Below are 19451 nucleotides of genomic sequence, written 5' to 3' on the forward strand. Positions count from 1 at the left end.
ATTTACAAAAGGTTGATATAGTGGTTGAAGCGCTAGCTTATGCTGTTAGATAGGCTTGATAGTTCAATGCGCCAATAACGAAGAGGCATCAATGACAGCACTACTAACCATTCCCACTCGAACATTAGGTTTCGACTACGATATTGAGATCCGAGACTGGTCTCAAAAGCTCGTCGGCTTTCATGTGTTTGAAGATGGTAGACGACCGCTTGATGGAGGCATTGGGCTGAGCCTCAACCTTGTTGAACAGTTTGACGTGAATGGTCGTTGGCTAAATTCATTACCTGCGCGTTATCGTGAAATCACCGACGACTTTCCAGAATACCAATACCAGATGTTGTGGCTTGCTGCGAATACTTATGAAGCCGCGCAATTGCTTGAATTAAGGCCTGTTATTTTGGCTTTGATCTGCATGAAATACAGTGTCGACAACAAGAAAGCACTGGCACTAAGTCGCTTAGGGCAGAAGAAGATCCTTACCAAGTTGGGCTTAGACGGCAGCAAGGCGACACTCAAATTCATCGACAAGCTAGAGCTTCATTACAATGTTGGTGATGAACTCGACCACATTGTTCGTATTCTCGAACCGCTGCAAAGACGAGTCCTTAAGTTTAAGCATTACTCAAAAGTTGGATACACAGCCCTGCGTTTGGACCAAGTTCATCCATTTCTAACTGGCAGCCGATTAGGGATTGCAATGGTGGAAGAGGGTAGACTTAATGCACCGTCGAAGATGGCGATGTTCCAAGATGCGATATTGTTAGGGCAAGATTTGGAGATGGATGATCCACTGCGTGCGATTACCAGTCAGAACTCTTTTGCGATGTTTGAGCAACTGCATGACCGCTGGACGGAGCAACGCCAATTACGACGCTTAGAGGGTAACTGCCCAATGGATAAAGACATCCCTTATCCCGTTCCTTTACTTGGCAATGACAACATTCATCCGCTCACGGATTATTACGACCTTGAACACGAAGGCATCGAGCAGAAGCACTGTATTGGCGTGTATCACAACCGAATCATGAGCGATCGTTATGTGGTGTTCCGCATGCTCAAGCCTCAGCGTTTAACCATAGGTTTACGCCGCGTCCCGAGCAAAGCATTTCCTTTTGAAATAGACCAAATCTGCGGAAAACGAAATGCACCTCCGTCGGAATCCGCTCGCCAAGTGATTCACGACTGGCTAGAAGCGAGTAAGCAAAAATATCCTAAGCAATAGCCATTAAGTAGAAGGAATACAGGATGTTTCAACAAGGCGATCTTTGCCCTCATTGTGGTTTGATTATTGTGATGCCTACGGATCTGCAAGGTGAATGCCTAGGATGCGGCGAAGAAATTAATCAAGACCCAGCAGACGATTACGACGAAGAAGAGTAGCTTTACCTACACTTAGATTAAACAAGGCTAGGATAGCCGAATTACTCTCTTTAAAAGGACGGAAAAATGCAGAAAGTAATCTTTAGAAATTGCGATGAAAACTCACCTTATTGGCATGAGTTAGAGGGCTTATTTCAAAGTGAATGGTCTGATTTCAAGTTTAAAGATACATATAAAGAAAACGTACAACTCCCTCCAGTAATAACAGTACTTCGCGATAATGTGGTCATTGGTGGCTTGGCGTATTCCTATTTTCAAGAACCTCACCAAGTTCGTGATGTAGTGTGGATCAACGCTGTGTTTGTCGACCCTCAATGGCGCGGTCAAGGCATTGCCAGTGAACTGATTAATCGTGGTGTCAGACAGGTTTCTTCTGCAGTGCAAACTCAACTCTACGCGTACACCAATATCATGGGTCTCTACCAAGGGCTAGGTTGGTCAATCGTAAATATCGAATCAGAACCGAACCATAAAGTGATGAGTATTGAGCTTAATCGATAAGCTCGGAATAAAAGCCTGATATTAGTTTATCTGCCGTTCGAGTAATGAATTTCTCCCTTTCATCCATAATGCATAAACCTGTTAAATTTTCGTTGAAACTCATGCCGATATCGCCTTTAAATCAAACAACTAGCTGTTGATTAAAACGATCAAGACGATTTATTGCAGCAGTTGTTGAGCACAAAGCCTATATTGACTAGAATGACGCACTTTTTTTATTTACGTACATACAGGTAATGAACATGAGCGATACTAATTCAAGACCAGCTTTACCAGATCATCTTGCAGGCAACCCACGCAGCCCACACCACGTTGCTGAGTGTTTCGAATACCCAATCGGCATTCGTCTAAATGGTAAAGAGCGTACTGATGTTGAAGAATACTGCATCAGCGAAGGTTGGGTTAAGATCCCTTCTCCAAAAGCGCTAGATCGTTTTGGTCAGCCAATGCTTATTACTCTAAAAGGCACTGTAGAAGCTTTTTACATCGACGCATAATCATGTCGTGTGGCTAGCTAATACTTCGAGTAATTAGCTAATGTTTGCTTAATTAGCCAACATCAAGCCACCAAGCGTTATTACCTAAAAGGGTCTAGAGAAATCTAGACCCTTTTTGTTTGCATTGATTTTAGCGAACTTCTTTAACCAATAGCCCAAACCACCTTCATAACTCCACAGATTCAACCAAAATTGTTGTTATTCACTATGCATTCGCAGTAATAACAAAGTTGTTGTTGGTTGATTTATGTTCGCTCGCTCTTTTTGGATTTATTCGTACTCGAAAGTTCTGATGTTTAATTAAACAGATACAAACAAAAATATGAAGCGCAGTCTAATTAAATGAAACTAATATGCTGTATTTAAAGTTATTTTTTGTTAATAACTACCTCTATCACAGAAATTAATCCTGAAGCACATACAATTCTCTTGATTTCGAATGAGCGCTAAATTTTTTCGTTCGAGCATTTAAATTCTTCCTTCGCCCAATAATTATGAGGTTCTTATGTTTGGAATATTCAAACCTATGGCGCATATCGATCGCTTGTCATCAGATAAGATCGATAGCACCTACACACGACTACGATGGCAGCTGTTTCTTGGCATCTTCGTTGGCTATGCGGGGTACTACTTAGTCCGTAAAAACTTTAGTTTGGCGATGCCTTATCTCATTGAACAAGGTTTTAGCCGTGGAGAACTAGGGGTTGCATTAGCGGCGGTATCTATCGCTTACGGCTTATCTAAGTTCTTAATGGGCAGTGTTTCTGACCGTTCTAACCCTCGTTACTTCCTCAGCGGTGGCTTGTTAATGTCGGCACTGGTGATGTTCTGCTTTGGCTTTATGCCTTGGGCAACAGGCAGCATCACTGCGATGTTTATCCTGCTGTTCTTGAATGGTTGGTTCCAAGGTATGGGTTGGCCAGCTTGTGGACGAACCATGGTCCACTGGTGGTCACGAAAAGAACGTGGTGAGATAGTGTCAGTATGGAACGTTGCTCACAACGTGGGTGGCGGTTTGATTGGCCCAATGTTCTTGTTGGGGCTGTGGGCTTTTAACGACGATTGGCGAACCGCTTTTTATGTTCCTGCATTTTTTGCCACTCTCGTTGCTGTCTTTGTTTGGTTTACTGTAAGAGATACACCTCAATCTTGCGGCTTACCACCGATTGAAGAACATAAAGACGATTACCCAGACGACTACGATACGTCTCATGAGAAAGAAATGACGGCGAAAGAGATCTTCTTTAAGTACGTTTTCTCTAACAAACTGTTGTGGTCAATCGCTATTGCCAATGCGTTTGTTTACCTTATCCGCTATGGCGTACTCGATTGGGCTCCAGTTTACTTAAAAGAAGCAAAAGACTTCTCTGTAGATAAATCATCTTGGGCTTACTTCTTGTATGAGTGGGCAGGTATCCCTGGCACCTTATTGTGTGGTTGGATTTCAGATAAGTTATTCAAAGGCCGACGTGCACCTGCAGGTATCTTGTTCATGGTTCTAGTGACAGTCGCTGTGTTGGTATATTGGCTGAATCCAGCAGGTAACCCAACGGTTGATATGCTGGCACTGGTTGCGATTGGTTTCCTTATCTATGGTCCTGTAATGCTGATCGGTTTGTATGCACTGGAACTTGCGCCTAAGAAAGCAGCGGGTACAGCGGCTGGTCTAACGGGTTTGTTTGGTTACTTAGGTGGCGCGGTTGCTGCGAACGCAATACTCGGCTTTATGGTTGACCATTACGGCTGGGATGGCGGCTTCATTATTTTGGTCGGCGCTTGTGTGGCTTCAATCATCTGTCTGCTTTACGCCTTCTTAGGTGAGCGTGCGCACCATAAACAAAAAGATCTCGAACGAGAGAGAGAAGCGCTAGCTCAGTAGTGTATTTACTGAATCACATCTATAAATAACAACAGAGGCAGGTATATCCTGCTTCTGTTTTATCAAGGGAAACAATAATGAAAACAACGTCACTGTCTCTGACCTTATTAGCACTAAGCTTATCTGCAAATGCATTAGCAGATCCTTTAGTGATTGCGCATCGCGGCGCTTCTGGTTATTTACCTGAACACACTTTACCCGCTAAAGCGCTCGCTTACGCAATGAAACCCGACTACATCGAACAAGATGTCGTGATGACCAAAGACGACCAATTAGTGGTTTTGCATGATCATTATCTAGACCGCGTCACCGATGTCGCGGATCGCTTTCCAACACGCGCTCGCGCAGATGGCCGCTACTACGCGATTGATTTTACGCTCGCTGAGATTAAATCCCTGAAAGTGACCGAAGGCTTTAACCTCGATGACCAAGGTAAAAGAGTGGCAGGGTACCCAACGCGCTTCCCAATGTGGCAGTCTGATTTTCGTGTCGCTACCTTTGCAGAAGAGATCGAGCTGATCCAAGGCCTAAATAAGACCTTAGGTTATGACGTCGGCATCTATCCTGAAATTAAAGCACCTTGGTTCCATCGTCACGAAGGCAAAGACATCTCCAAAGCGGTACTTGCGACCTTGCATCAATATGGTTACCTATCGAAAGACGACAAAGTGTATTTGCAGTGTTTTGACGCCAATGAACTTCAACGCATTAACGATGAGCTCATGCCAGTGATGGAAATGGATCTTAAGCTCGTTCAGTTGATGGCCTATACAGATTGGAATGAAACCAAGACCTACCAAGGTGACAAAGCAACGCCGTACAGTTACGACTGGATATTTGAAGCTGGTGGCATGGAAAAAGTGGCGTCTTATGCGGAAGGAATAGGCCCTTGGAAGCCAATGTTGGTGGACGATGCATCGACCAAAGATAACATCATTATTAAACCGTTAATGAAGTCAGCAAAAGACGCGGGCTTAGATGTTCACCCGTACACGTTCCGTGCTGACCCAGGAAGAATCCCAGCTTATGCTGATAACTTTGATGGCATGTTGGATGTCTTCTACAACCAAGTCAAAGTTGATGGTGTGTTTACCGACTTCCCAGACAAAGCGGTCGACTTCTTGAACCGTTAATACCCCGTCAGTTACGAGCTATTAGTAACGAGATACTAAGAGCCAAAAGCACCGACTAAAGGTGCTTTTGGCTCTTCTTTCACTTTTTGGATCTCCTTGTACTGGCCTCGAAATCCTACCTATATTCTTCTTTCTCAGCCCGCATTTTGATATTCACTCGGTTTACAGCTATAACCTGACTTGATAGGTTACTCCCAATGCAGCCAGATGCTTAATCTATAAGTGTTTATCGGCTCAACCTGATATTGAATTTGGAAAGATCATGGAAGAAAGAAGCAAAGCTTATCTTGATAGCTACCTCAACACATTACCAGCAGACGTTGCTTCGCAATACACCTCTTTTAGTGCCGACTATTACTGTGCTGATGAATACAACGCCAACCTCTGCGCCCAGTTAATTCTCAAGGGTGAAAAACAAGCGTCTTGCAGCCTTGAATATTGGTACAGCCATGAAGGCGAGACGAGACCAGTAGTTGGTCACTTGCAAGTCGTCACTGACTGGGATGGCAAGCCAGTTTGCATTGTAGAGATCACTTCAGTCTCACAGTGCAAATATAACGAAGTGACGGCGGAGTTTGCTGCTGCCGAAGGCGAGGGTGACAAAACACTCGAATGGTGGAAAGAAGCTCACTGGAACTTCTTCTCTCGTGAATGTGAAGAGCTCAAGATCTCACCAAGTGAAGACATGTTACTTATGTTGGAGCGTTTCAAAGTGGTTTATCAATAAAGGGTATTTTGTGTTTAGAAGATCGTGCTCCATAAACAGTAACAAGGTTGTCCATAATGAGCCTAACCGTCCGAGAAGTTTTTATAGGCTCGCTTAAACATTAGATAATTCATCGTATGCAGGAGGCAAGATGACAAAGCTAATCGAATTAACAGAAATAGTCTTATTCGACTGGGGCAATACGCTGATGGTCGATTTGCCAGACGCACAAGGGAAGATGTGTGACTGGGAAACCGTACAAGAAGTGAGTGGTGCTCGTGCATTACTGGGGGAGTTGTCGAAAACTCATCTAGTTTATGTTGCTACCAATGCTGGTGATTCCAGTAAAGACGACATCATTCGAGCCTTTGAGCGTGTTGGCCTGTCTCAATATATCTTGGGTTACTTTTGTAAGGCGAGCATTGGCTTTTCTAAGTTCGAGTCGGGGTTCTATCCTGCCATTATTTCTAAGCTCGGTGTTTCACCACAAGAGATCACCATGGTAGGCGACACTCTAGAGAAAGACATTTACCCAGCACTTGAAGCGGGTTTGCAAGCGGTGTGGTTGAACACGGAAGGTGCTGAGCTTAAGTCACAGCATCCAGGTATCGTACAAGTTCAATCCCTAAGCGAACTGTTGGAGTAGCGCGATTAACTCTCTGATATTAAGTTCAGATAAAGCGCTTGTCCGTTTTGACGTAAACCTCTCATCTCTTTGCTGTTTAATCCTCTAAGCTAACTCTAGTTTCCACTATGAGGGCTAGGTTATGAGTGTCGAACGTCACGGAATATCGGTTGGAATTGAACGTGTTAGCGGTGAAACCATCGTTGTGTTCAAAGCGAAAGGCAAACTCACACACGATGACTATCAGGCAATGATGCCAATTCTAAATACCACGCTAGAAGAACTCGATTCATCTGAACTCAAGATGCTGGTCGACATCTCCACCTTAACGGGTTGGGAGTTACGTGCTGCTTGGGACGATTTTAAACTTGGATTAGAGCTCAATTCGAAGATAGACAAAATCGCGATATATGGTGATAGAAGCTGGCAAGAAATGGCATCAAAAGTCGGCAGTTGGTTTGTGTCGGGTGAGATTAAGTCATTCGAAGATCATGACTCTGCGCTTAATTGGCTAGTCGATTGATTCTATCTGCGGACAGCTAGCTAACAATCCCTAAACAACGCCAATGACAGTAGACGAGCATTGTCTCGAAAGCTGTTATTTTTCGTTTTGGCGATGATATTTCCTATTCGATTCAATAGAATATGTTCACTGCTGGATGTAATATACGCCTAGCGCGATACGTTGTGCTAACCAAAATAATAAACACAATAACAAGGTCTAACGACATGCATAAGGTAATTGATAAGCTGGCTTGGATATTCATCAAAGACGGCGAGTTGTTGATGGTGAGATCAAAAGGCAAAGAACTGTTCTATCTACCGGGTGGTAAGCGTGAAGCTGGCGAAAGTGATGAGCAAGCACTGGTTCGCGAAATCAAAGAAGAGATCTCAGTCGATTTAGTGCCTGATTCCATCAAATACGTCGAGACGTTTACAGGCCAAGCTGATGGCAAAGCGGAAGGCGTATCAGTGCAATTGACTTGTTATCTTGCTGATTATACTGGCGAACTGTCTCCAGATGCTGAAATCGAAGAGCTTAAGTTTGTTGATGGCAACGACAGAGCGGTATGCTCATTGGCAGCACTGGTTGCGCTTGATTGGTTAGAAGCGAACCAGTATTTGGCTTAAGGTTTTGGCTGATATTAGCTAATGCTGAAAATTGATCTTCAAAAGATCATCGCTTACGAATAGCTTGAAGGGCGGCTGTCTTTCATCAATAGGTCGAGTTTCCTTTGAGCTTTCTTCGTGTTTTGTAAATCCACCACCTCAATCATTTCACACTCATCTCGTACCATCTCATTAATCAGACTTGGATAGTGTCTGCAATCTTCTGGTCGGTCTAAGTAGATGCTGCATGTGTACTTGGCTTGAGCCTTGGTGTCTTTAGTCGGAACTAGCTCCAGAAAAGGGCAGCGAGTTAAACGTTCGCCAGATTCAGGGTTAAACCATATCTCGCTTCCTCGAACATATTCAAAGATGTCTGGGTTGAACAGCTCCCACAAATCGATCTCTTCTTGAGTCGCGGCAAGGTCGCCATCTCCGTATTTGATACAGCATTTTCCGCATTGATTACAATCTTTCATTATCGACTTCATAAGTTGGTGAGCTTTTATCATTTTACCACTGATAGCCGTGGCACGTTGACTTTGTTGTTCATGGTTAAGCCGTTACGGGGAGGCATCTTGGAATGGCGGTGCTTAAAATCAATTTATCTATGCACCACCACTCCAATCAAAGATGTAAACAGTGATACAATTTGCGCCTCTCACGTTATTCAAGCAAAGGCATCAAAATGAGAACCGTATACACCACCGAAGGCAACATTAACGCAAAGAAACAAAAAGAGGCTTACCCAAAGCTCGCTTTATGTGACAAGTGCGTTGGTGACTATGTGGTTATCGAGCAAGGTGAACGAACTTACAAGCTTTGTGCTAAATGTGGTGCCGACGATTAATGCGCCTTGATAAATACCTATGTAAAAGCACTGACCTAACCAAGCCTGAAGCGATTGAACGCATCCATAATGGCGAGGTGAACGTAAACAGTGAAACAGTTACTGATGAGTCAGCCCAGGTTCATGAAAGCAACACCATCTTGTTAAATGGCACGCCGCTTAAGTTGCGTGAATTTCGTTACCTCCTGATGCACAAGCCTGCGGGTACTATCTGCTCTAATATCGATGAAGTTTATCCTTCATTGTTTAACTACATCGAGATAGACAAAGCATCAGAACTGCACATCGCAGGGCGCTTAGATGCCGACACCACAGGCTTAGTCTTGATTACCGATGATGGGCGATGGTCATTCAACATCACGCTGCCAACCAAGTCATGTAAGAAGGTGTACCGCGTGACATTGTCACGAGGTATCAAAGACGATGTCGCTGATAAGTTTAAAGCGGGCATTCAATTGCAGGGCGAACAAAAGCCGACGCGTCCGGCAGAGCTCGAGGTGATTACCAGTAAAGAAGTGCTGTTGACCATTACAGAAGGCAAGTTTCATCAAGTAAAACGAATGTTTGCTGCGGTCGGGAATCGAGTTGTTGGCCTACACCGTGAACAGATTGGTGACGTTCGTTTGGATGTTGAAGCAGGCCAGTGGCGTTATCTAACTAAAGCCGAAGTTGACTCATTTTAGCAAGACTATGAATAAGAGCTCGGAATAAACGCCGTAACCACTTAAAGCGTTAAGCGTGTCAGCACCAGAACATCAACACTATAAGGATGTAGGATGGAAAATCTAAAAGTCTCAGAAATTAAGTCTTTCGTACCCGCGAAAGACTTCGATTTATCCAAGCGTTTTTACCAGTCAATCGGCTTCGAAGTGATGTCTGAATTTCACGATATCGCCTATCTACGACACGGCAGTTGCGCCTTCCTTTTGCAAAACTTTTATGAACCTGCGCACTGTCACAATTACATGATGCACTTGCTGGTTGAAGACGTAAAAAGTTGGTATCAACACATCCAAAACTCTAATGTAGTGTCGGAATTTGAAGTTACCGTTTCCGAGGTTGTTGAGCAACCTTGGGGAATGCTTGAGTTTTGTATCACCGACCCAAGTGGTGTGCTGTGGCGTGTGGCTGAAAACATCAGGCCGCGTTAATTCATCCAACTTGCATTGATAGTATGTCTAGGTTCACGGTGCTTTTCTGTCCTATTTGCTAGAGTGACAATTCAATGAGCATGGAGGTTTTATAATGGGAACTGTAATCGGTTTGGTGATTTTAGTTGCTATAGATTGGTATCTTGTTCGTAAAACAGGGCTTCATATTCATAACTGGATCTCTAAAAAGTATGCCGTGTATTTGTCGGAGAAGGGAAACAAAAAATAGCCTTTCTTATTAAGTCATCGGTATAAAAAGCGTTATCGGCTATTCATTTTACACACATTGCAAAGATTGGAGGATTTATGAAAGGTAAAGGAAAGTGCCTATGTGGCTCGGTTAAGTTGGAAGTAGAGTACGCCAGTAATGAATTGGGGGCTTGTCATTGTAGTATGTGTAGAAATTGGTCGGGCGGTCCGATGTTAGCCATTGATTGCGCTGATTCAGTTAAAATATCAGGTGAATCGAATGTAGTTAGATATAAGTCGTCCGATTGGGCTGAGAGGGGTTTCTGCGGTAAATGTGGTACTCACTTGTTTTACTTTTTGGTGCCAAATAATCAGTATCACCTTCCTGTCGGTTTATTGATGTCTGGGGATGACTACAAGTTAACTCATCAGATATTCATCGATGAAAAGCCCGAATACTACGAATTTAAAAATGAAACAAAAAATATGACTGGTGCAGAAGTATTTGCCCACTTTGAAAGTGGAGAGTAGCACTTAGTTTTTATTAGCTTAAGACTAATTCACAACGCTCGGCATTTTTTAGTTTCGGTCGAGTTTTGTGTTTGCGGTGTAATGGTTTCGGTTAGGTGGTGCTCACGCCTAACATCCCAGCATCAACCCCCAACTTGAAGTACCTCGAAACTCGATTATGTGAACTCCTAATAGCTGAATAGTTACTCTAATATACAATGAGTTTTCTAATGGCTCTGAGGGGGCGGACATGACAGATATGGCAATATCAAGTTACCTTGGCTGGTTGTTACTTCTTATAGGTTGTTATCCTTTCTTGCTTGTTGGTGTCAGTATGTTTTTCTATGATGCAGAGCGTAAACAAGCATTAAGGTGGTTGAACGGAGTTAGTTTTCTATTGGCTGTATTCCTTCTTTACATGCATATGCAGACAGAAGTCATCTATGGTCGGGAACTGCTCGAAGCCTGGTATCATGATAACCCAGAAGATAGGCCTCAATAAAAAGTACATAACAAGTGTTTATTATCCATTTCGGTATATAAAAATGATGCTAAACGATTGGCATTTCCAGCTAGAATCAACTTTAGTGTTTTCGGCACAATGGGTGAGGTGAGGTGATCGCGATGTCAGCTACTTCAAGCGGCGATAACTCTTCTAACCAATAGTGCTTATCGGAGTGAACCATGTTCTCTTAACAAGTATAGCTCACCATTTTTGGCATCAACTACGTACGGTTTTTGACTGGTTAAAAGAGTTACTTAATGTTGGTAATTACTTAGGTTACTATTTAGCTCAGTATTGATTTGATATACAAAATTTTTGGACGAAGGTTATGAGAAAAATAATATTAAACATTGTCTTACTATCGGTGTTTGTTGCGTCTTTATTTCTAACAATTTCATCAGCAATAGACATTTCAAAAGAAGTGACAGTAAAGCTCCATGAGTTTGATTGGAGTGGTGTCTCCGGTGTAATGGACATGGTCATGGTTATTTTAACTTTCGTCTTACTGGTTGGACTGAAACAAGGTTCGAAATCTATTGAGGAATCGACCCGAAGTCGTAATGCCGAATTGTTGAATTGGGCGATGGAAGAGATGTCAGCATTAAAACCTGCGATTAGGTTGGTGACAGACGCTCACAAAAGAGAGCCTTATAGTCAGGTAACTAGTGACGTTAGTGTGGATTATGTATCGACATGGAGCAAAGAAGAATTACAAGCAGCTCAAGCTGTAAGTGTCGCGTTGCAGAGAATGGGGTACTTTGCTACTCATGATTTGGTATCAAAAAAGCATTTTCTGAATCTTTGGGGGCCTTTATATCTATCATGTTGGTATTCACTCGAAGGTTGGGTTAAACATAAGCGACTTCAACTTGATGAACCTTTTGATATCGCTGATGGTGCATACTCGAGACTGTACTTTGAAAAATACGCCATGTACTGTGAAGAAAAGTTACCGCCTTTGTTATTGAATAATACAAGAAAGCAGTTTGGCTTAGAGCCAATGGTTCAACCCAAAGCCCACATTAAGTTGGGCATAAAATTGAAAGCAAGGCTCACAGAAAAGGTTGATATCTAACTATTCACATCACAATACTTTTTGGAATCAAAGGGGCTTGTTAACGCGATCAACACATAAATGCCAAGAGTGTATTGGCTGATCGTATATTGAAGAATGTTTCTTCAAAGGGAGATGCATGTCATTGGTTATGTGTAATGGAGAGAATAAGGGAATAACGAAAGTACTAATTGCGGGGGCTAGTGGATACATTGGTCGTCACGTTACATCGCTATTCACAAAAAGTGGCTTTGAAGTTTTTACATACGGTAGAGACAAAGTCGTCACTCCTCCTTTAGTTGGGTTAATAAAAGATAGAGCTGACTATGAAGGCTTCTTTGACGTGGTTGTGAATTGTGCGCGTCCACATTGGTCACAATTCTCCGCACATGAAATTGCCGATGTGGAGCAGGAATTGCTCTCTGAGTTAGACCTACTTGCTGCTAAAGGAGCAACAAAGATACATACATCAGGTGTTTGGCTATTTGGCAACGCCTCTAGCGCTGATTTGAGACAGTTTAGACTGAAACCCTTAGACGCCGTTAGATTAGACGTAGAAACGATACATAGCGCTATTAGAAACAGGTGGCACGTCGTTTACTGTCCTAGTTTGGTTTATGGCGGTGAGGATTGTCAGCTAAAACGAATTGTAGAATCTTTCGCTAGCCAAACGATTCAAGTAGGTGTGCCGTCTATCGGCTATAACCAATATGTTCATGTCTACGACATTGCGAAGTTCTATCTACTTTTGGCGCAAGGCCGAACCTTAGAAAAGCAGCATTTTATTGCTGAGACGCAAGGCTATAGTCCTGCAGAGTTCGCTCGACTCTTACTAGCTGCAAAAGCTGTAACAAAAGTAAGAAAGGTCCGTTGGGAAGAGTTTGAGGTAGAAAACGGTTCGTTAGCTGTAGAAGTCGAGAAGATGAACCTTACACTTCCAATTAGTTATTCGTTTGAGGCTACTGAGTCAATTAGCGAATATATTGGAAATTACATATAGTTGAGTGCTTATTTCTGATTCCCAACCCTCGGTACTTTTAGTTGAGTTTAGTCTCTCCGGCGTATGAGCTTAAGTTAATCAGCAGCGTCATTTTTTAGTTAGCTCGCATTGAACGACAAGCGCGCTCCACACCTTTATACAGCATGAGGCTTACCAAACATGGAGAAGACCTTGATCGTACGGACTGCGACGAAAGAAGACTCAAGTGTCTTGTTAGAGTTTATTGAACAAAAAGCTGACTTTGACCGGAGTATGAGAGGGTTTAGTGGTGAAATCTCGACAACTATAGAGAAAATCGAACGCACACTATTTGGTGATTACGCATTTGCTCATGCATTAATATTGGAACGGAATTGTGAGCCTTTTGGCTTCGCACTGTATCACTATCGATATTCATCCTTCAGTGGAGAGCCATCAATCTGGCTTGACGACCTATTGGTAACAGAAAATCAAAGATCAAAAGGGTATGGCCATGAACTTATGTTGGCTTTAAAGTCACAAGCGGAGTCATCATATGCCTCTCACATCTCATGGACGGCAAGTCCACATAATAAGAAAGCGCATGATTTCTACAAAAGGTTGGGTGCAGAGGTTGAGCGAATGGATGGTCAAAGACCTTATTTCCGTTGGGCAATGTGCGATTCGTAAATGAATCAAAAGGAACTATGAAAATAACGACGCTGGTTGACAACTCTCGACTGGATAACAGGAAAGATTTAGCCGTTGAGCGCGGACTATCACTGCATATTGAAACTGAATCGCTAAAGATCTTGTTCGATATGGGAAGTGGCGATACGTTTTGTCAAAACGCACCATTACTGGGTATTGATATCAAAGATGTAGACCTCGCTGTCATATCACACAGGCATCATGATCATTGTAATGGCACCGCTGATTTTGTTGCTCATAACTCTAAAGCCAAAGTGTTTCTTAAAAATTGCGAACAGAAAAGCTATCATTTCCGGGCTTTCGGTTTCAAAAGTGATGTCGGGATCAATCCGGACTTACTAGAAAACAGCAACGAGCAGTTAGTCTTCGTTAATCGTACGACTGAGATCGCCTCAAATGTCTTTGCTATCACAGATATTAGCGTGAAACACGAACAACCTAAGGGTAATAAATACCTTTATACACAGTCGAAGAATCGACAGGAGCGCGACTCATTTGATCATGAATTACTGTTGGTGATTAAAGAGAAAGACGGTTTAGTTATATTTACTGGTTGTGCGCATAGTGGCGTTCTCAATATGGTTGAAACAGCGGTTACTATGTTCCCAGGAGCGAGAATAAAAGCCGTTGTCGGGGGCTTTCATCTAGTGGGGTTACCATTATTGAATAGTATTGGTGGCACAAAGCAAGACATTAGAGAGCTTGGATTGACGCTGTCTCAATACCCCATTGATAAACTGTATACAGGGCACTGCACAGGCAAGAAAGCTTATGGCCTGTTGAAAGAAGTATTAGGCGAGCGTTTGGAAGCAATGCCGACAGGTCGGCGTATTCATGTGTAGCGTTGGTCAAACCTTAGCTGTACGTTTGTCACTTGGTAAGAATTAAGGAGTTTTAAGTGAGTCAGGAAGTAAGAGTAGGTGTAGCTGCGGTTATTCTACGTGAAGGACGAGTACTACTTGGAGAACGAATTGGTTCTCATGGGGCTCATACGTGGGCAACGCCGGGCGGACACCTTGAGTGGGGTGAAAGTATCGAAGAGTGTGCCAAACGCGAAACACTCGAAGAGACTGGTTTAGTTGTTAGTGCATTTGAGAAGCTTTCTTTTACCAATGATATTTTTGAGAAAGAGAACAAGCACTATATAACGCTGTTTGTTGTTGCTTCTGACGCTAGCGGCGAACCAGAGATAACAGAACCTGATAAATGTAAGCAGTGGAAATGGTTTAAGCTCGATGAGTTACCAGAGCCATTGTTTCTTCCTCTGACGAATTTGCTTAACGATCCGGTCATCCTTGGGAAGCTAGCGCCGTAAACGTGAACGATTGGAGGGCATATCAATGAGATCACCTTTTCAAGTTTTAGTCTTTCCCTACAAAACAGTCGATAACAAATCTCGATTTTTAATCGCACGCAGAAGGGACAATGGTGTTTGGCAGGCAATATCGGGTGGTGGCGAAGACAATGAATCATTACTTGAAGCAGCAAAACGAGAACTCTCTGAAGAGACTCAGCTAGTCGGTTGTAATTGGCAGTTGCTCGATTCAATGTGCATGCTTCCAAAAGTCTTTTATGCAGGAAATCACAATTGGACTGAGCATCCATTCGTAATTCCTGAGCATTCCTTCTCAGTTAAAGTGACGAAAGATCCTCAATTATCAAATGAACACACAGATTACCGTTGGTGTGACTACCAAGAAGCTATTGAACTTCTAACATATGACTCGAACAGAAACGCGCTTTGGGAGATCAACGAAAGGCTTTACAAAGCTAGCTAAAGTATACAGATTAATTAAATCTATATTAGAGTAGAAATCCTGATTAGATTCTTACTAATCTCTCGCTATTTAGTGAATAGGTAAATCATGACATTACGAGTAGTTCCAGAGCTTTATTGTTTCGATATTAATGTGAGCAAATCCTTCTTTGTCGATGTGTTGGGGTTTGAAGTGAAATACGAGCGCCCAGATGAGGAGTTTGCTTATCTAACGCTTGATGGTGTTGATGTGATGCTTGAAGGGATTGCGGGCAAAAGTCGAAAATGGCTTTCAGGTGACCTGGAATTTCCTTTAGGGTGTGGCGTTAACTTTCAATGGGATGTTATCGATATCGAACCACTTTATCAGAGAGTTAACGAAAGCGCCGCTGATTCTATTTACTTAGCGTTAGAGTCGAAGTCTTATCAATGTGGGGGTTTGATCGCGACTCAGAAGCAGTTCATCGTTCAAACTCCTGACGGTTATCTCTTTAGGTTCTGCCAAGATATTCGTTAACACATAAGTATTATTAGCTACTCATTTATTACGAGAAACACGGCTAACTAAGTACCCGTATAAACAAGGAGAGTAGAGTGGTCAACATTCGGGAAATGGACATTTCAGACTACGACTCAGTGATCGCGTTGTGGTGCCAGACAGAAGGCATGAGTATTCGCGATGCCGATTCGAAAGAAAGCATTGCGAGCTATTTAGAGCGTAACCCCGGTCTGAGTTTTGTGGCTGAAAGTAACAACGAGATCATTGGCGCTGTGTTGGTCGGAACGGATGGACGTCGTGGGTATTTACAACATTTAGCTGTCTCGGCCAACTTCAGAGGGCAAAAGTTAGGTTGTAAGCTTGTTGCAGAGGCGGTCAACGCCCTTGCAGGGTTAGGCATCCCGAAGACCCACTTGTTTGTCTATAACGACAACATCAATGCTCAACAGTTTTACGAAAAGTTGGGCTGGTTTCCTCGAGATGAAGTTCGAATGTACTCGTTTAATAGTTCGGATAATAGTAACGTTTAGCTTTAAAGGTTCGCGCTGGCTGAGCTTGAATTTGTAACAGGTTCGCGCGCATCCGCCCAATATCAAAACAATCCTTGGAGTATTTAGAAATGTTGTTTTCTAGTCTGTCTAAACCATTGGTTCATAGCTCCGAGTTATGTTCTGAGCTGCTCAACTTCTTAACCGAGCATAAGAGTGATTTCGAAGAAAAGTTAATCCCAGACCTGTCATACATCGATGATATGGCACATGTGGTGAACGGTATCAAAATCAAAGACGTTCTACACATCAATGAGAATCAATACCGACTTCAATATTCGTTTGATTGGGAGTTGTTTCTAGGTTGTTCAGATAGGAACGAAACCGGTGTAGAGAATGGAAGTGTTCTATTCACACTTGAGGATGATAACGTTCTTAATATCAACTTCCCAAACTACGGTTCTCGAGACACTAGCGATGAGCTCTAGTCGGTTTTTCGTGGGTGCTATACAGAAGGAAGAGCAATGATAACTATCGAAAGGCTTGAAGAATCCCATGTGGCGTCAGTTCAGGCCATCCAACTCGCCGATGAACAGGTTAAGTTCGCTGGTACAGCTGCAGAGTTTTTATTAGACGGCAGTGAAACGACGCACTTGCACGTGATTAAGTCTGATCACGAAATTGTTGGTTTCTTTAAGCTGGATATCGCTTACGCAGAGCACTACCAATTCTGCCCTGAAGGAAGCATTGGGCTAAGAGCTTTTGTGCTTGATAAAAACCAGCAAGGTAAAGGTTTAGGAACTGGCACGGTCAAAGCTTTGGTTCCATATTTAAAAGCGAATTACTCAGCGTATCAGTCGATTTACTTAACTGTGAATTGCAAAAATCCCGCAGCATTTAACTGTTATCAGAAAGGCGGCTTCGAAGATACCAATGAACAGTATTTAGGTGGCGCAGCAGGCCCGCAATTTATCATGCGCGGTCGAATTGCTTAGTAATATGAAACCGATTAATTGTTGATGGGACACTCCTGAACAGCTATATGCAGGTTGAGAGTCTTAAAGAACACGAAAAGGAAATTTGATGAAGGTTCAATATCTTGAAGTGGTTACCCCGGAAGTCGATGTTGTTTGTGCAACATACGCTCAGCTCTACAACGTGAAGTTCAGTGGTGCAGATGTAAACCTTGGTGGGGCGCGCACTGCAAAGCTATCTAATGGTGGGGTAATTGGCATTCGAGCGCCGCTTCGTGAAACTGAAGAACCAACTGTTCGTCATTACACGCTGGTAGATGATATTCAGTCTGCAGTAAATGCCGCCGAGAAACTTGGCGCCGAAGTTGCGGTGCCGCCAATGGAGTTACCACGTCACGGGATGTGTGCCATTGTTATTCAAGGTGGCGTCGAACTCGGATTCTGGGAGTTATAGCTGATGAATAGCCTTTAGATTGTGAAGGACGAGATACTACGATTTATGATACGACACCTAGTGTCTTTACCTGCTTCATGGCATCATTCCCCGCAGTAAAACCCCAACAAGGTATGTTATGAAACAGAATATTGTCCACATTGCACTCGTGGTAAAAGACTACGATGAAGCGCTTGATTTCTATGTAAACAAGCTTAAGTTTGATCTCATCGAAGACACGTATCTACCAGAAGAAGATAAGCGTTGGGTTGTTGTTGCTCCACCAAATTCAACTGGTGTGAGCCTATTACTTGCTAGAGCTTCCAAGCCAGAGCAACTTGATTTTATCGGTAACCAAGCTGGTGGACGCGTATTCCTATTCTTAAACACCGATGATTTCTGGCGTGATTACGAACGCATGACGTCTTTGGGCATTAACTTTGTCCGAGAGCCTAAAGAGCAAGGCTACGGTACCGTTGCTGTGTTTGAAGATCTTTACGGCAACTTGTGGGATCTGCTTCAGTTAAACCCTGAACACCCTATGGCTAACAGGTAGAAAAGCTTAGCCCACAACCTTAATTCTAGTCATATGGATTGGCAGGAGCGACATGGAAGTCACAAGGTATCAACCCAAGTATTTAACCGCTTTACAGGCGCTGTATCTAGAATCAAGACAGGACAACTTTCATTGGGCTGATGCCGACGCTTTTAAGTTATCCGATTTCGAATTAGATACAGAAGGTGAAGAAATATGGGTCGCCGTTTCTGGCAATAAGGTTTTAGGTTTTGCCTCTATTTGGGAACCTGAGAGTTTCATCCATCACCTCTATGTTTGCCCGCGAATGCTACGTTCTGGGGCAGGCTCTGCTTTACTCAATACCTGCAAACAACATTACACTGATCTGACTTTGAAGTGTTTGACTGCCAATGAAAATGCTATTGGCTTTTACCAGTCGCAAGGCTTTGTTATCTCATCCACAAAAGGAGAGGGATTAGAGCGTTATCACTTAATGACTTACCAAGTTTAGTAATAATAAGCTTAGTAATAACAATCATGGCAATGACAAGCGCTGCAATTACAACAAGGGTCTTCAAGTCGGGAGTTTAAACCGAGATTATGGAAATAAAACAGCTGTCAGCGATTGAGGTACTTCCGGTTAGGCATCAAGTGCTTTGGCCTGATAAACCGATATCGTTCTGTATGGTGCCAGATGACGAACACGCAACGCATTACGGTGCGTTTATTGGTGAGCAGTTGGTTTGTGTCGCGTCTATCTATATCCAAGGCAATGAAGCGAGGTTGAGAAAGTTTGCCACGCTGCCTGAATTCCAAGGGCAGGGAATCGGTTCAAACGTGATTGAGCATGCAATCTCTAACCTCAAAGATCTAAACATCCAATATTTTTGGTGCGATGCACGTACAACGGCTTTAAGTTTTTATCAAAAGTTTGGGATGGCTGTAGAAGGCCCTGAATTTGAAAAATCGGGTGTTGCGTATTACAAAATGTCGGTTCATTGGGAGTAACGCTTCTCTTTCGTTAGGTT

Annotated in this window: 31 protein-coding genes; 30 read left to right on the forward strand and 1 reads right to left on the reverse strand. The window is 43.0% G+C overall.

Annotated elements, in window-relative coordinates:
- The first annotated feature begins 91 nt into the window (after positions 1-91).
- The 10 genes from AB4486_RS10060 (at position 92) to AB4486_RS10105 (ending at position 7852) form a co-directional block, all read left to right on the forward strand.
- Entirely contained in the window at positions 92-1222 is a 1131-nt protein-coding gene (locus tag AB4486_RS10060; protein WP_017059201.1) for a PcfJ domain-containing protein, read from the forward strand.
- Positions 1223-1245: 23 nt separating this feature from the next.
- The gene (locus AB4486_RS10065) at positions 1246-1380 is read left to right on the forward strand and encodes a hypothetical protein (RefSeq protein WP_017059202.1); all 135 of its coding nucleotides are present in this window, start codon (positions 1246-1248) and stop codon (positions 1378-1380) included.
- 66 nt (positions 1381-1446) lie between these two features.
- A complete protein-coding gene (locus AB4486_RS10070) occupies positions 1447-1881 on the forward strand; it encodes a GNAT family N-acetyltransferase (protein ID WP_017059203.1) in 435 nt (144 codons plus the stop codon).
- 242 nt (positions 1882-2123) lie between these two features.
- On the forward strand, positions 2124-2378 hold the full coding sequence (locus AB4486_RS10075; protein ID WP_017059204.1) for a DUF3297 family protein: 255 nt from the start codon (positions 2124-2126) through the stop codon (positions 2376-2378).
- A gap of 505 nt (positions 2379-2883) precedes the next feature.
- Positions 2884-4257, forward strand: coding sequence for a glycerol-3-phosphate transporter (gene glpT / locus AB4486_RS10080; protein ID WP_029235174.1), 1374 nt, complete (start codon positions 2884-2886; stop codon positions 4255-4257).
- A gap of 77 nt (positions 4258-4334) precedes the next feature.
- Entirely contained in the window at positions 4335-5390 is a 1056-nt protein-coding gene (gene glpQ / locus AB4486_RS10085; RefSeq protein WP_372117077.1) for a glycerophosphodiester phosphodiesterase, read from the forward strand.
- Between the two features lie 262 nt (positions 5391-5652).
- Positions 5653-6117, forward strand: a complete 465-nt coding sequence (locus tag AB4486_RS10090) for an ASCH domain-containing protein (RefSeq protein WP_017059207.1) — start codon at positions 5653-5655, stop codon at positions 6115-6117.
- A gap of 130 nt (positions 6118-6247) precedes the next feature.
- Entirely contained in the window at positions 6248-6742 is a 495-nt protein-coding gene (locus AB4486_RS10095; RefSeq protein ID WP_065583633.1) for an HAD family hydrolase, read from the forward strand.
- Positions 6743-6863: 121 nt separating this feature from the next.
- The gene (locus AB4486_RS10100) at positions 6864-7244 is read left to right on the forward strand and encodes an STAS/SEC14 domain-containing protein (RefSeq protein WP_372117079.1); all 381 of its coding nucleotides are present in this window, start codon (positions 6864-6866) and stop codon (positions 7242-7244) included.
- Positions 7245-7450: 206 nt separating this feature from the next.
- A complete protein-coding gene (locus tag AB4486_RS10105; RefSeq protein WP_372102171.1) occupies positions 7451-7852 on the forward strand; it encodes an NUDIX domain-containing protein in 402 nt (133 codons plus the stop codon).
- Positions 7853-7905: 53 nt separating this feature from the next.
- On the opposite strand, the gene AB4486_RS10110 is transcribed toward AB4486_RS10105, so the two are convergent.
- Positions 7906-8307 (reverse strand): YkgJ family cysteine cluster protein, encoded by a 402-nt coding sequence (locus AB4486_RS10110; protein WP_372117081.1) that lies wholly within the window; start codon positions 8305-8307, stop codon positions 7906-7908.
- Between the two features lie 209 nt (positions 8308-8516).
- On the opposite strand from AB4486_RS10110, the gene AB4486_RS10115 reads away from it, so the two are divergent.
- From AB4486_RS10115 to AB4486_RS10210, 20 genes are all read left to right on the forward strand, one after another.
- Positions 8517-8678 (forward strand): hypothetical protein, encoded by a 162-nt coding sequence (locus AB4486_RS10115; RefSeq protein WP_372117083.1) that lies wholly within the window; start codon positions 8517-8519, stop codon positions 8676-8678.
- Complete coding sequence (locus tag AB4486_RS10120) at positions 8678-9361, forward strand: pseudouridine synthase (RefSeq protein ID WP_372117084.1); 684 nt, start codon at positions 8678-8680, stop codon at positions 9359-9361. The genes AB4486_RS10115 and AB4486_RS10120 overlap by 1 nt, the downstream gene beginning before the upstream one ends.
- A 93-nt stretch (positions 9362-9454) precedes the next feature.
- Positions 9455-9829, forward strand: coding sequence for a VOC family protein (locus tag AB4486_RS10125; protein WP_017059214.1), 375 nt, complete (start codon positions 9455-9457; stop codon positions 9827-9829).
- 94 nt (positions 9830-9923) lie between these two features.
- Positions 9924-10058 carry a hypothetical protein gene (locus tag AB4486_RS10130; protein ID WP_017059215.1) on the forward strand — a complete coding sequence of 45 codons (135 nt, stop codon included), beginning with the start codon at positions 9924-9926 and terminating at the stop codon, positions 10056-10058.
- Positions 10059-10135: 77 nt separating this feature from the next.
- On the forward strand, positions 10136-10549 hold the full coding sequence (locus tag AB4486_RS10135; RefSeq protein ID WP_017059216.1) for a GFA family protein: 414 nt from the start codon (positions 10136-10138) through the stop codon (positions 10547-10549).
- Between the two features lie 229 nt (positions 10550-10778).
- Entirely contained in the window at positions 10779-11030 is a 252-nt protein-coding gene (locus AB4486_RS10140; protein WP_017066550.1) for a hypothetical protein, read from the forward strand.
- 331 nt (positions 11031-11361) lie between these two features.
- A complete protein-coding gene (locus tag AB4486_RS10145; protein WP_017061792.1) occupies positions 11362-12108 on the forward strand; it encodes a hypothetical protein in 747 nt (248 codons plus the stop codon).
- Between the two features lie 118 nt (positions 12109-12226).
- A complete protein-coding gene (locus AB4486_RS10150; RefSeq protein WP_372117086.1) occupies positions 12227-13087 on the forward strand; it encodes an NAD-dependent epimerase/dehydratase family protein in 861 nt (286 codons plus the stop codon).
- 159 nt (positions 13088-13246) lie between these two features.
- On the forward strand, positions 13247-13735 hold the full coding sequence (locus AB4486_RS10155) for an N-acetyltransferase family protein (RefSeq protein ID WP_372117087.1): 489 nt from the start codon (positions 13247-13249) through the stop codon (positions 13733-13735).
- A gap of 17 nt (positions 13736-13752) precedes the next feature.
- On the forward strand, positions 13753-14598 hold the full coding sequence (locus AB4486_RS10160) for an MBL fold metallo-hydrolase (RefSeq protein ID WP_017061795.1): 846 nt from the start codon (positions 13753-13755) through the stop codon (positions 14596-14598).
- 56 nt (positions 14599-14654) lie between these two features.
- Complete coding sequence (locus tag AB4486_RS10165) at positions 14655-15071, forward strand: NUDIX hydrolase (RefSeq protein ID WP_017061796.1); 417 nt, start codon at positions 14655-14657, stop codon at positions 15069-15071.
- 25 nt (positions 15072-15096) lie between these two features.
- Entirely contained in the window at positions 15097-15534 is a 438-nt protein-coding gene (locus tag AB4486_RS10170; protein ID WP_017061797.1) for an NUDIX pyrophosphatase, read from the forward strand.
- Between the two features lie 87 nt (positions 15535-15621).
- A complete protein-coding gene (locus AB4486_RS10175; RefSeq protein WP_017066549.1) occupies positions 15622-16029 on the forward strand; it encodes a VOC family protein in 408 nt (135 codons plus the stop codon).
- Positions 16030-16106: 77 nt separating this feature from the next.
- Positions 16107-16541: a GNAT family N-acetyltransferase gene (locus AB4486_RS10180; protein ID WP_029235822.1), complete on the forward strand. Its 435-nt coding sequence runs from the start codon at positions 16107-16109 to the stop codon at positions 16539-16541.
- A gap of 89 nt (positions 16542-16630) precedes the next feature.
- Entirely contained in the window at positions 16631-16987 is a 357-nt protein-coding gene (locus tag AB4486_RS10185; RefSeq protein WP_102428717.1) for a hypothetical protein, read from the forward strand.
- 36 nt (positions 16988-17023) lie between these two features.
- Positions 17024-17494, forward strand: coding sequence for a GNAT family N-acetyltransferase (locus AB4486_RS10190; protein WP_372117089.1), 471 nt, complete (start codon positions 17024-17026; stop codon positions 17492-17494).
- A gap of 88 nt (positions 17495-17582) precedes the next feature.
- Positions 17583-17927, forward strand: a complete 345-nt coding sequence (locus AB4486_RS10195) for a VOC family protein (protein WP_017066545.1) — start codon at positions 17583-17585, stop codon at positions 17925-17927.
- 118 nt (positions 17928-18045) lie between these two features.
- On the forward strand, positions 18046-18462 hold the full coding sequence (locus tag AB4486_RS10200; protein ID WP_017061801.1) for a VOC family protein: 417 nt from the start codon (positions 18046-18048) through the stop codon (positions 18460-18462).
- Between the two features lie 52 nt (positions 18463-18514).
- Complete coding sequence (locus tag AB4486_RS10205) at positions 18515-18934, forward strand: GNAT family N-acetyltransferase (protein WP_372117090.1); 420 nt, start codon at positions 18515-18517, stop codon at positions 18932-18934.
- Positions 18935-19023: 89 nt separating this feature from the next.
- Positions 19024-19431, forward strand: a complete 408-nt coding sequence (locus AB4486_RS10210; RefSeq protein WP_017066542.1) for a GNAT family N-acetyltransferase — start codon at positions 19024-19026, stop codon at positions 19429-19431.
- The last annotated feature ends 20 nt before the right edge of the window (positions 19432-19451 follow it).

Source organism: Vibrio sp. 10N.222.55.C6, from assembly GCF_041473395.1.
In the GTDB taxonomy this organism is placed as follows: Bacteria; Pseudomonadota; Gammaproteobacteria; order Enterobacterales; family Vibrionaceae; genus Vibrio; species Vibrio crassostreae_C.

Bases quoted from the DNA above. Each gene is read 5' to 3' on its own strand.
- AB4486_RS10090 (WP_017059207.1), top strand. From the start codon at position 5,653: ATGGAAGAAAGAAGCAAAGCTTATCTTGATAGCTACCTCAACACATTA.
- AB4486_RS10200 (WP_017061801.1), top strand. From the start codon at position 18,046: ATGAAACAGAATATTGTCCACATTGCACTCGTGGTAAAAGACTACGAT.
- AB4486_RS10125 (WP_017059214.1), top strand. From the start codon at position 9,455: ATGGAAAATCTAAAAGTCTCAGAAATTAAGTCTTTCGTACCCGCGAAA.
- AB4486_RS10140 (WP_017066550.1), top strand. From the start codon at position 10,779: ATGACAGATATGGCAATATCAAGTTACCTTGGCTGGTTGTTACTTCTT.
- AB4486_RS10170 (WP_017061797.1), top strand. From the start codon at position 15,097: ATGAGATCACCTTTTCAAGTTTTAGTCTTTCCCTACAAAACAGTCGAT.
- glpQ (WP_372117077.1), top strand. From the start codon at position 4,335: ATGAAAACAACGTCACTGTCTCTGACCTTATTAGCACTAAGCTTATCT.
- AB4486_RS10210 (WP_017066542.1), top strand. From the start codon at position 19,024: ATGGAAATAAAACAGCTGTCAGCGATTGAGGTACTTCCGGTTAGGCAT.
- AB4486_RS10135 (WP_017059216.1), top strand. From the start codon at position 10,136: ATGAAAGGTAAAGGAAAGTGCCTATGTGGCTCGGTTAAGTTGGAAGTA.
- AB4486_RS10190 (WP_372117089.1), top strand. From the start codon at position 17,024: ATGATAACTATCGAAAGGCTTGAAGAATCCCATGTGGCGTCAGTTCAG.
- AB4486_RS10195 (WP_017066545.1), top strand. From the start codon at position 17,583: ATGAAGGTTCAATATCTTGAAGTGGTTACCCCGGAAGTCGATGTTGTT.
- AB4486_RS10185 (WP_102428717.1), top strand. From the start codon at position 16,631: ATGTTGTTTTCTAGTCTGTCTAAACCATTGGTTCATAGCTCCGAGTTA.
- AB4486_RS10115 (WP_372117083.1), top strand. From the start codon at position 8,517: ATGAGAACCGTATACACCACCGAAGGCAACATTAACGCAAAGAAACAA.
- AB4486_RS10075 (WP_017059204.1), top strand. From the start codon at position 2,124: ATGAGCGATACTAATTCAAGACCAGCTTTACCAGATCATCTTGCAGGC.
- AB4486_RS10120 (WP_372117084.1), top strand. From the start codon at position 8,678: ATGCGCCTTGATAAATACCTATGTAAAAGCACTGACCTAACCAAGCCT.
- AB4486_RS10145 (WP_017061792.1), top strand. From the start codon at position 11,362: ATGAGAAAAATAATATTAAACATTGTCTTACTATCGGTGTTTGTTGCG.
- AB4486_RS10205 (WP_372117090.1), top strand. From the start codon at position 18,515: ATGGAAGTCACAAGGTATCAACCCAAGTATTTAACCGCTTTACAGGCG.
- AB4486_RS10060 (WP_017059201.1), top strand. From the start codon at position 92: ATGACAGCACTACTAACCATTCCCACTCGAACATTAGGTTTCGACTAC.
- AB4486_RS10130 (WP_017059215.1), top strand. From the start codon at position 9,924: ATGGGAACTGTAATCGGTTTGGTGATTTTAGTTGCTATAGATTGGTAT.
- AB4486_RS10155 (WP_372117087.1), top strand. From the start codon at position 13,247: ATGGAGAAGACCTTGATCGTACGGACTGCGACGAAAGAAGACTCAAGT.
- AB4486_RS10065 (WP_017059202.1), top strand. From the start codon at position 1,246: ATGTTTCAACAAGGCGATCTTTGCCCTCATTGTGGTTTGATTATTGTG.
- glpT (WP_029235174.1), top strand. From the start codon at position 2,884: ATGTTTGGAATATTCAAACCTATGGCGCATATCGATCGCTTGTCATCA.
- AB4486_RS10110 (WP_372117081.1), bottom strand. From the start codon at position 8,307: ATGAAAGATTGTAATCAATGCGGAAAATGCTGTATCAAATACGGAGAT.
- AB4486_RS10095 (WP_065583633.1), top strand. From the start codon at position 6,248: ATGACAAAGCTAATCGAATTAACAGAAATAGTCTTATTCGACTGGGGC.
- AB4486_RS10070 (WP_017059203.1), top strand. From the start codon at position 1,447: ATGCAGAAAGTAATCTTTAGAAATTGCGATGAAAACTCACCTTATTGG.
- AB4486_RS10150 (WP_372117086.1), top strand. From the start codon at position 12,227: ATGTCATTGGTTATGTGTAATGGAGAGAATAAGGGAATAACGAAAGTA.
- AB4486_RS10160 (WP_017061795.1), top strand. From the start codon at position 13,753: ATGAAAATAACGACGCTGGTTGACAACTCTCGACTGGATAACAGGAAA.
- AB4486_RS10100 (WP_372117079.1), top strand. From the start codon at position 6,864: ATGAGTGTCGAACGTCACGGAATATCGGTTGGAATTGAACGTGTTAGC.
- AB4486_RS10105 (WP_372102171.1), top strand. From the start codon at position 7,451: ATGCATAAGGTAATTGATAAGCTGGCTTGGATATTCATCAAAGACGGC.
- AB4486_RS10175 (WP_017066549.1), top strand. From the start codon at position 15,622: ATGACATTACGAGTAGTTCCAGAGCTTTATTGTTTCGATATTAATGTG.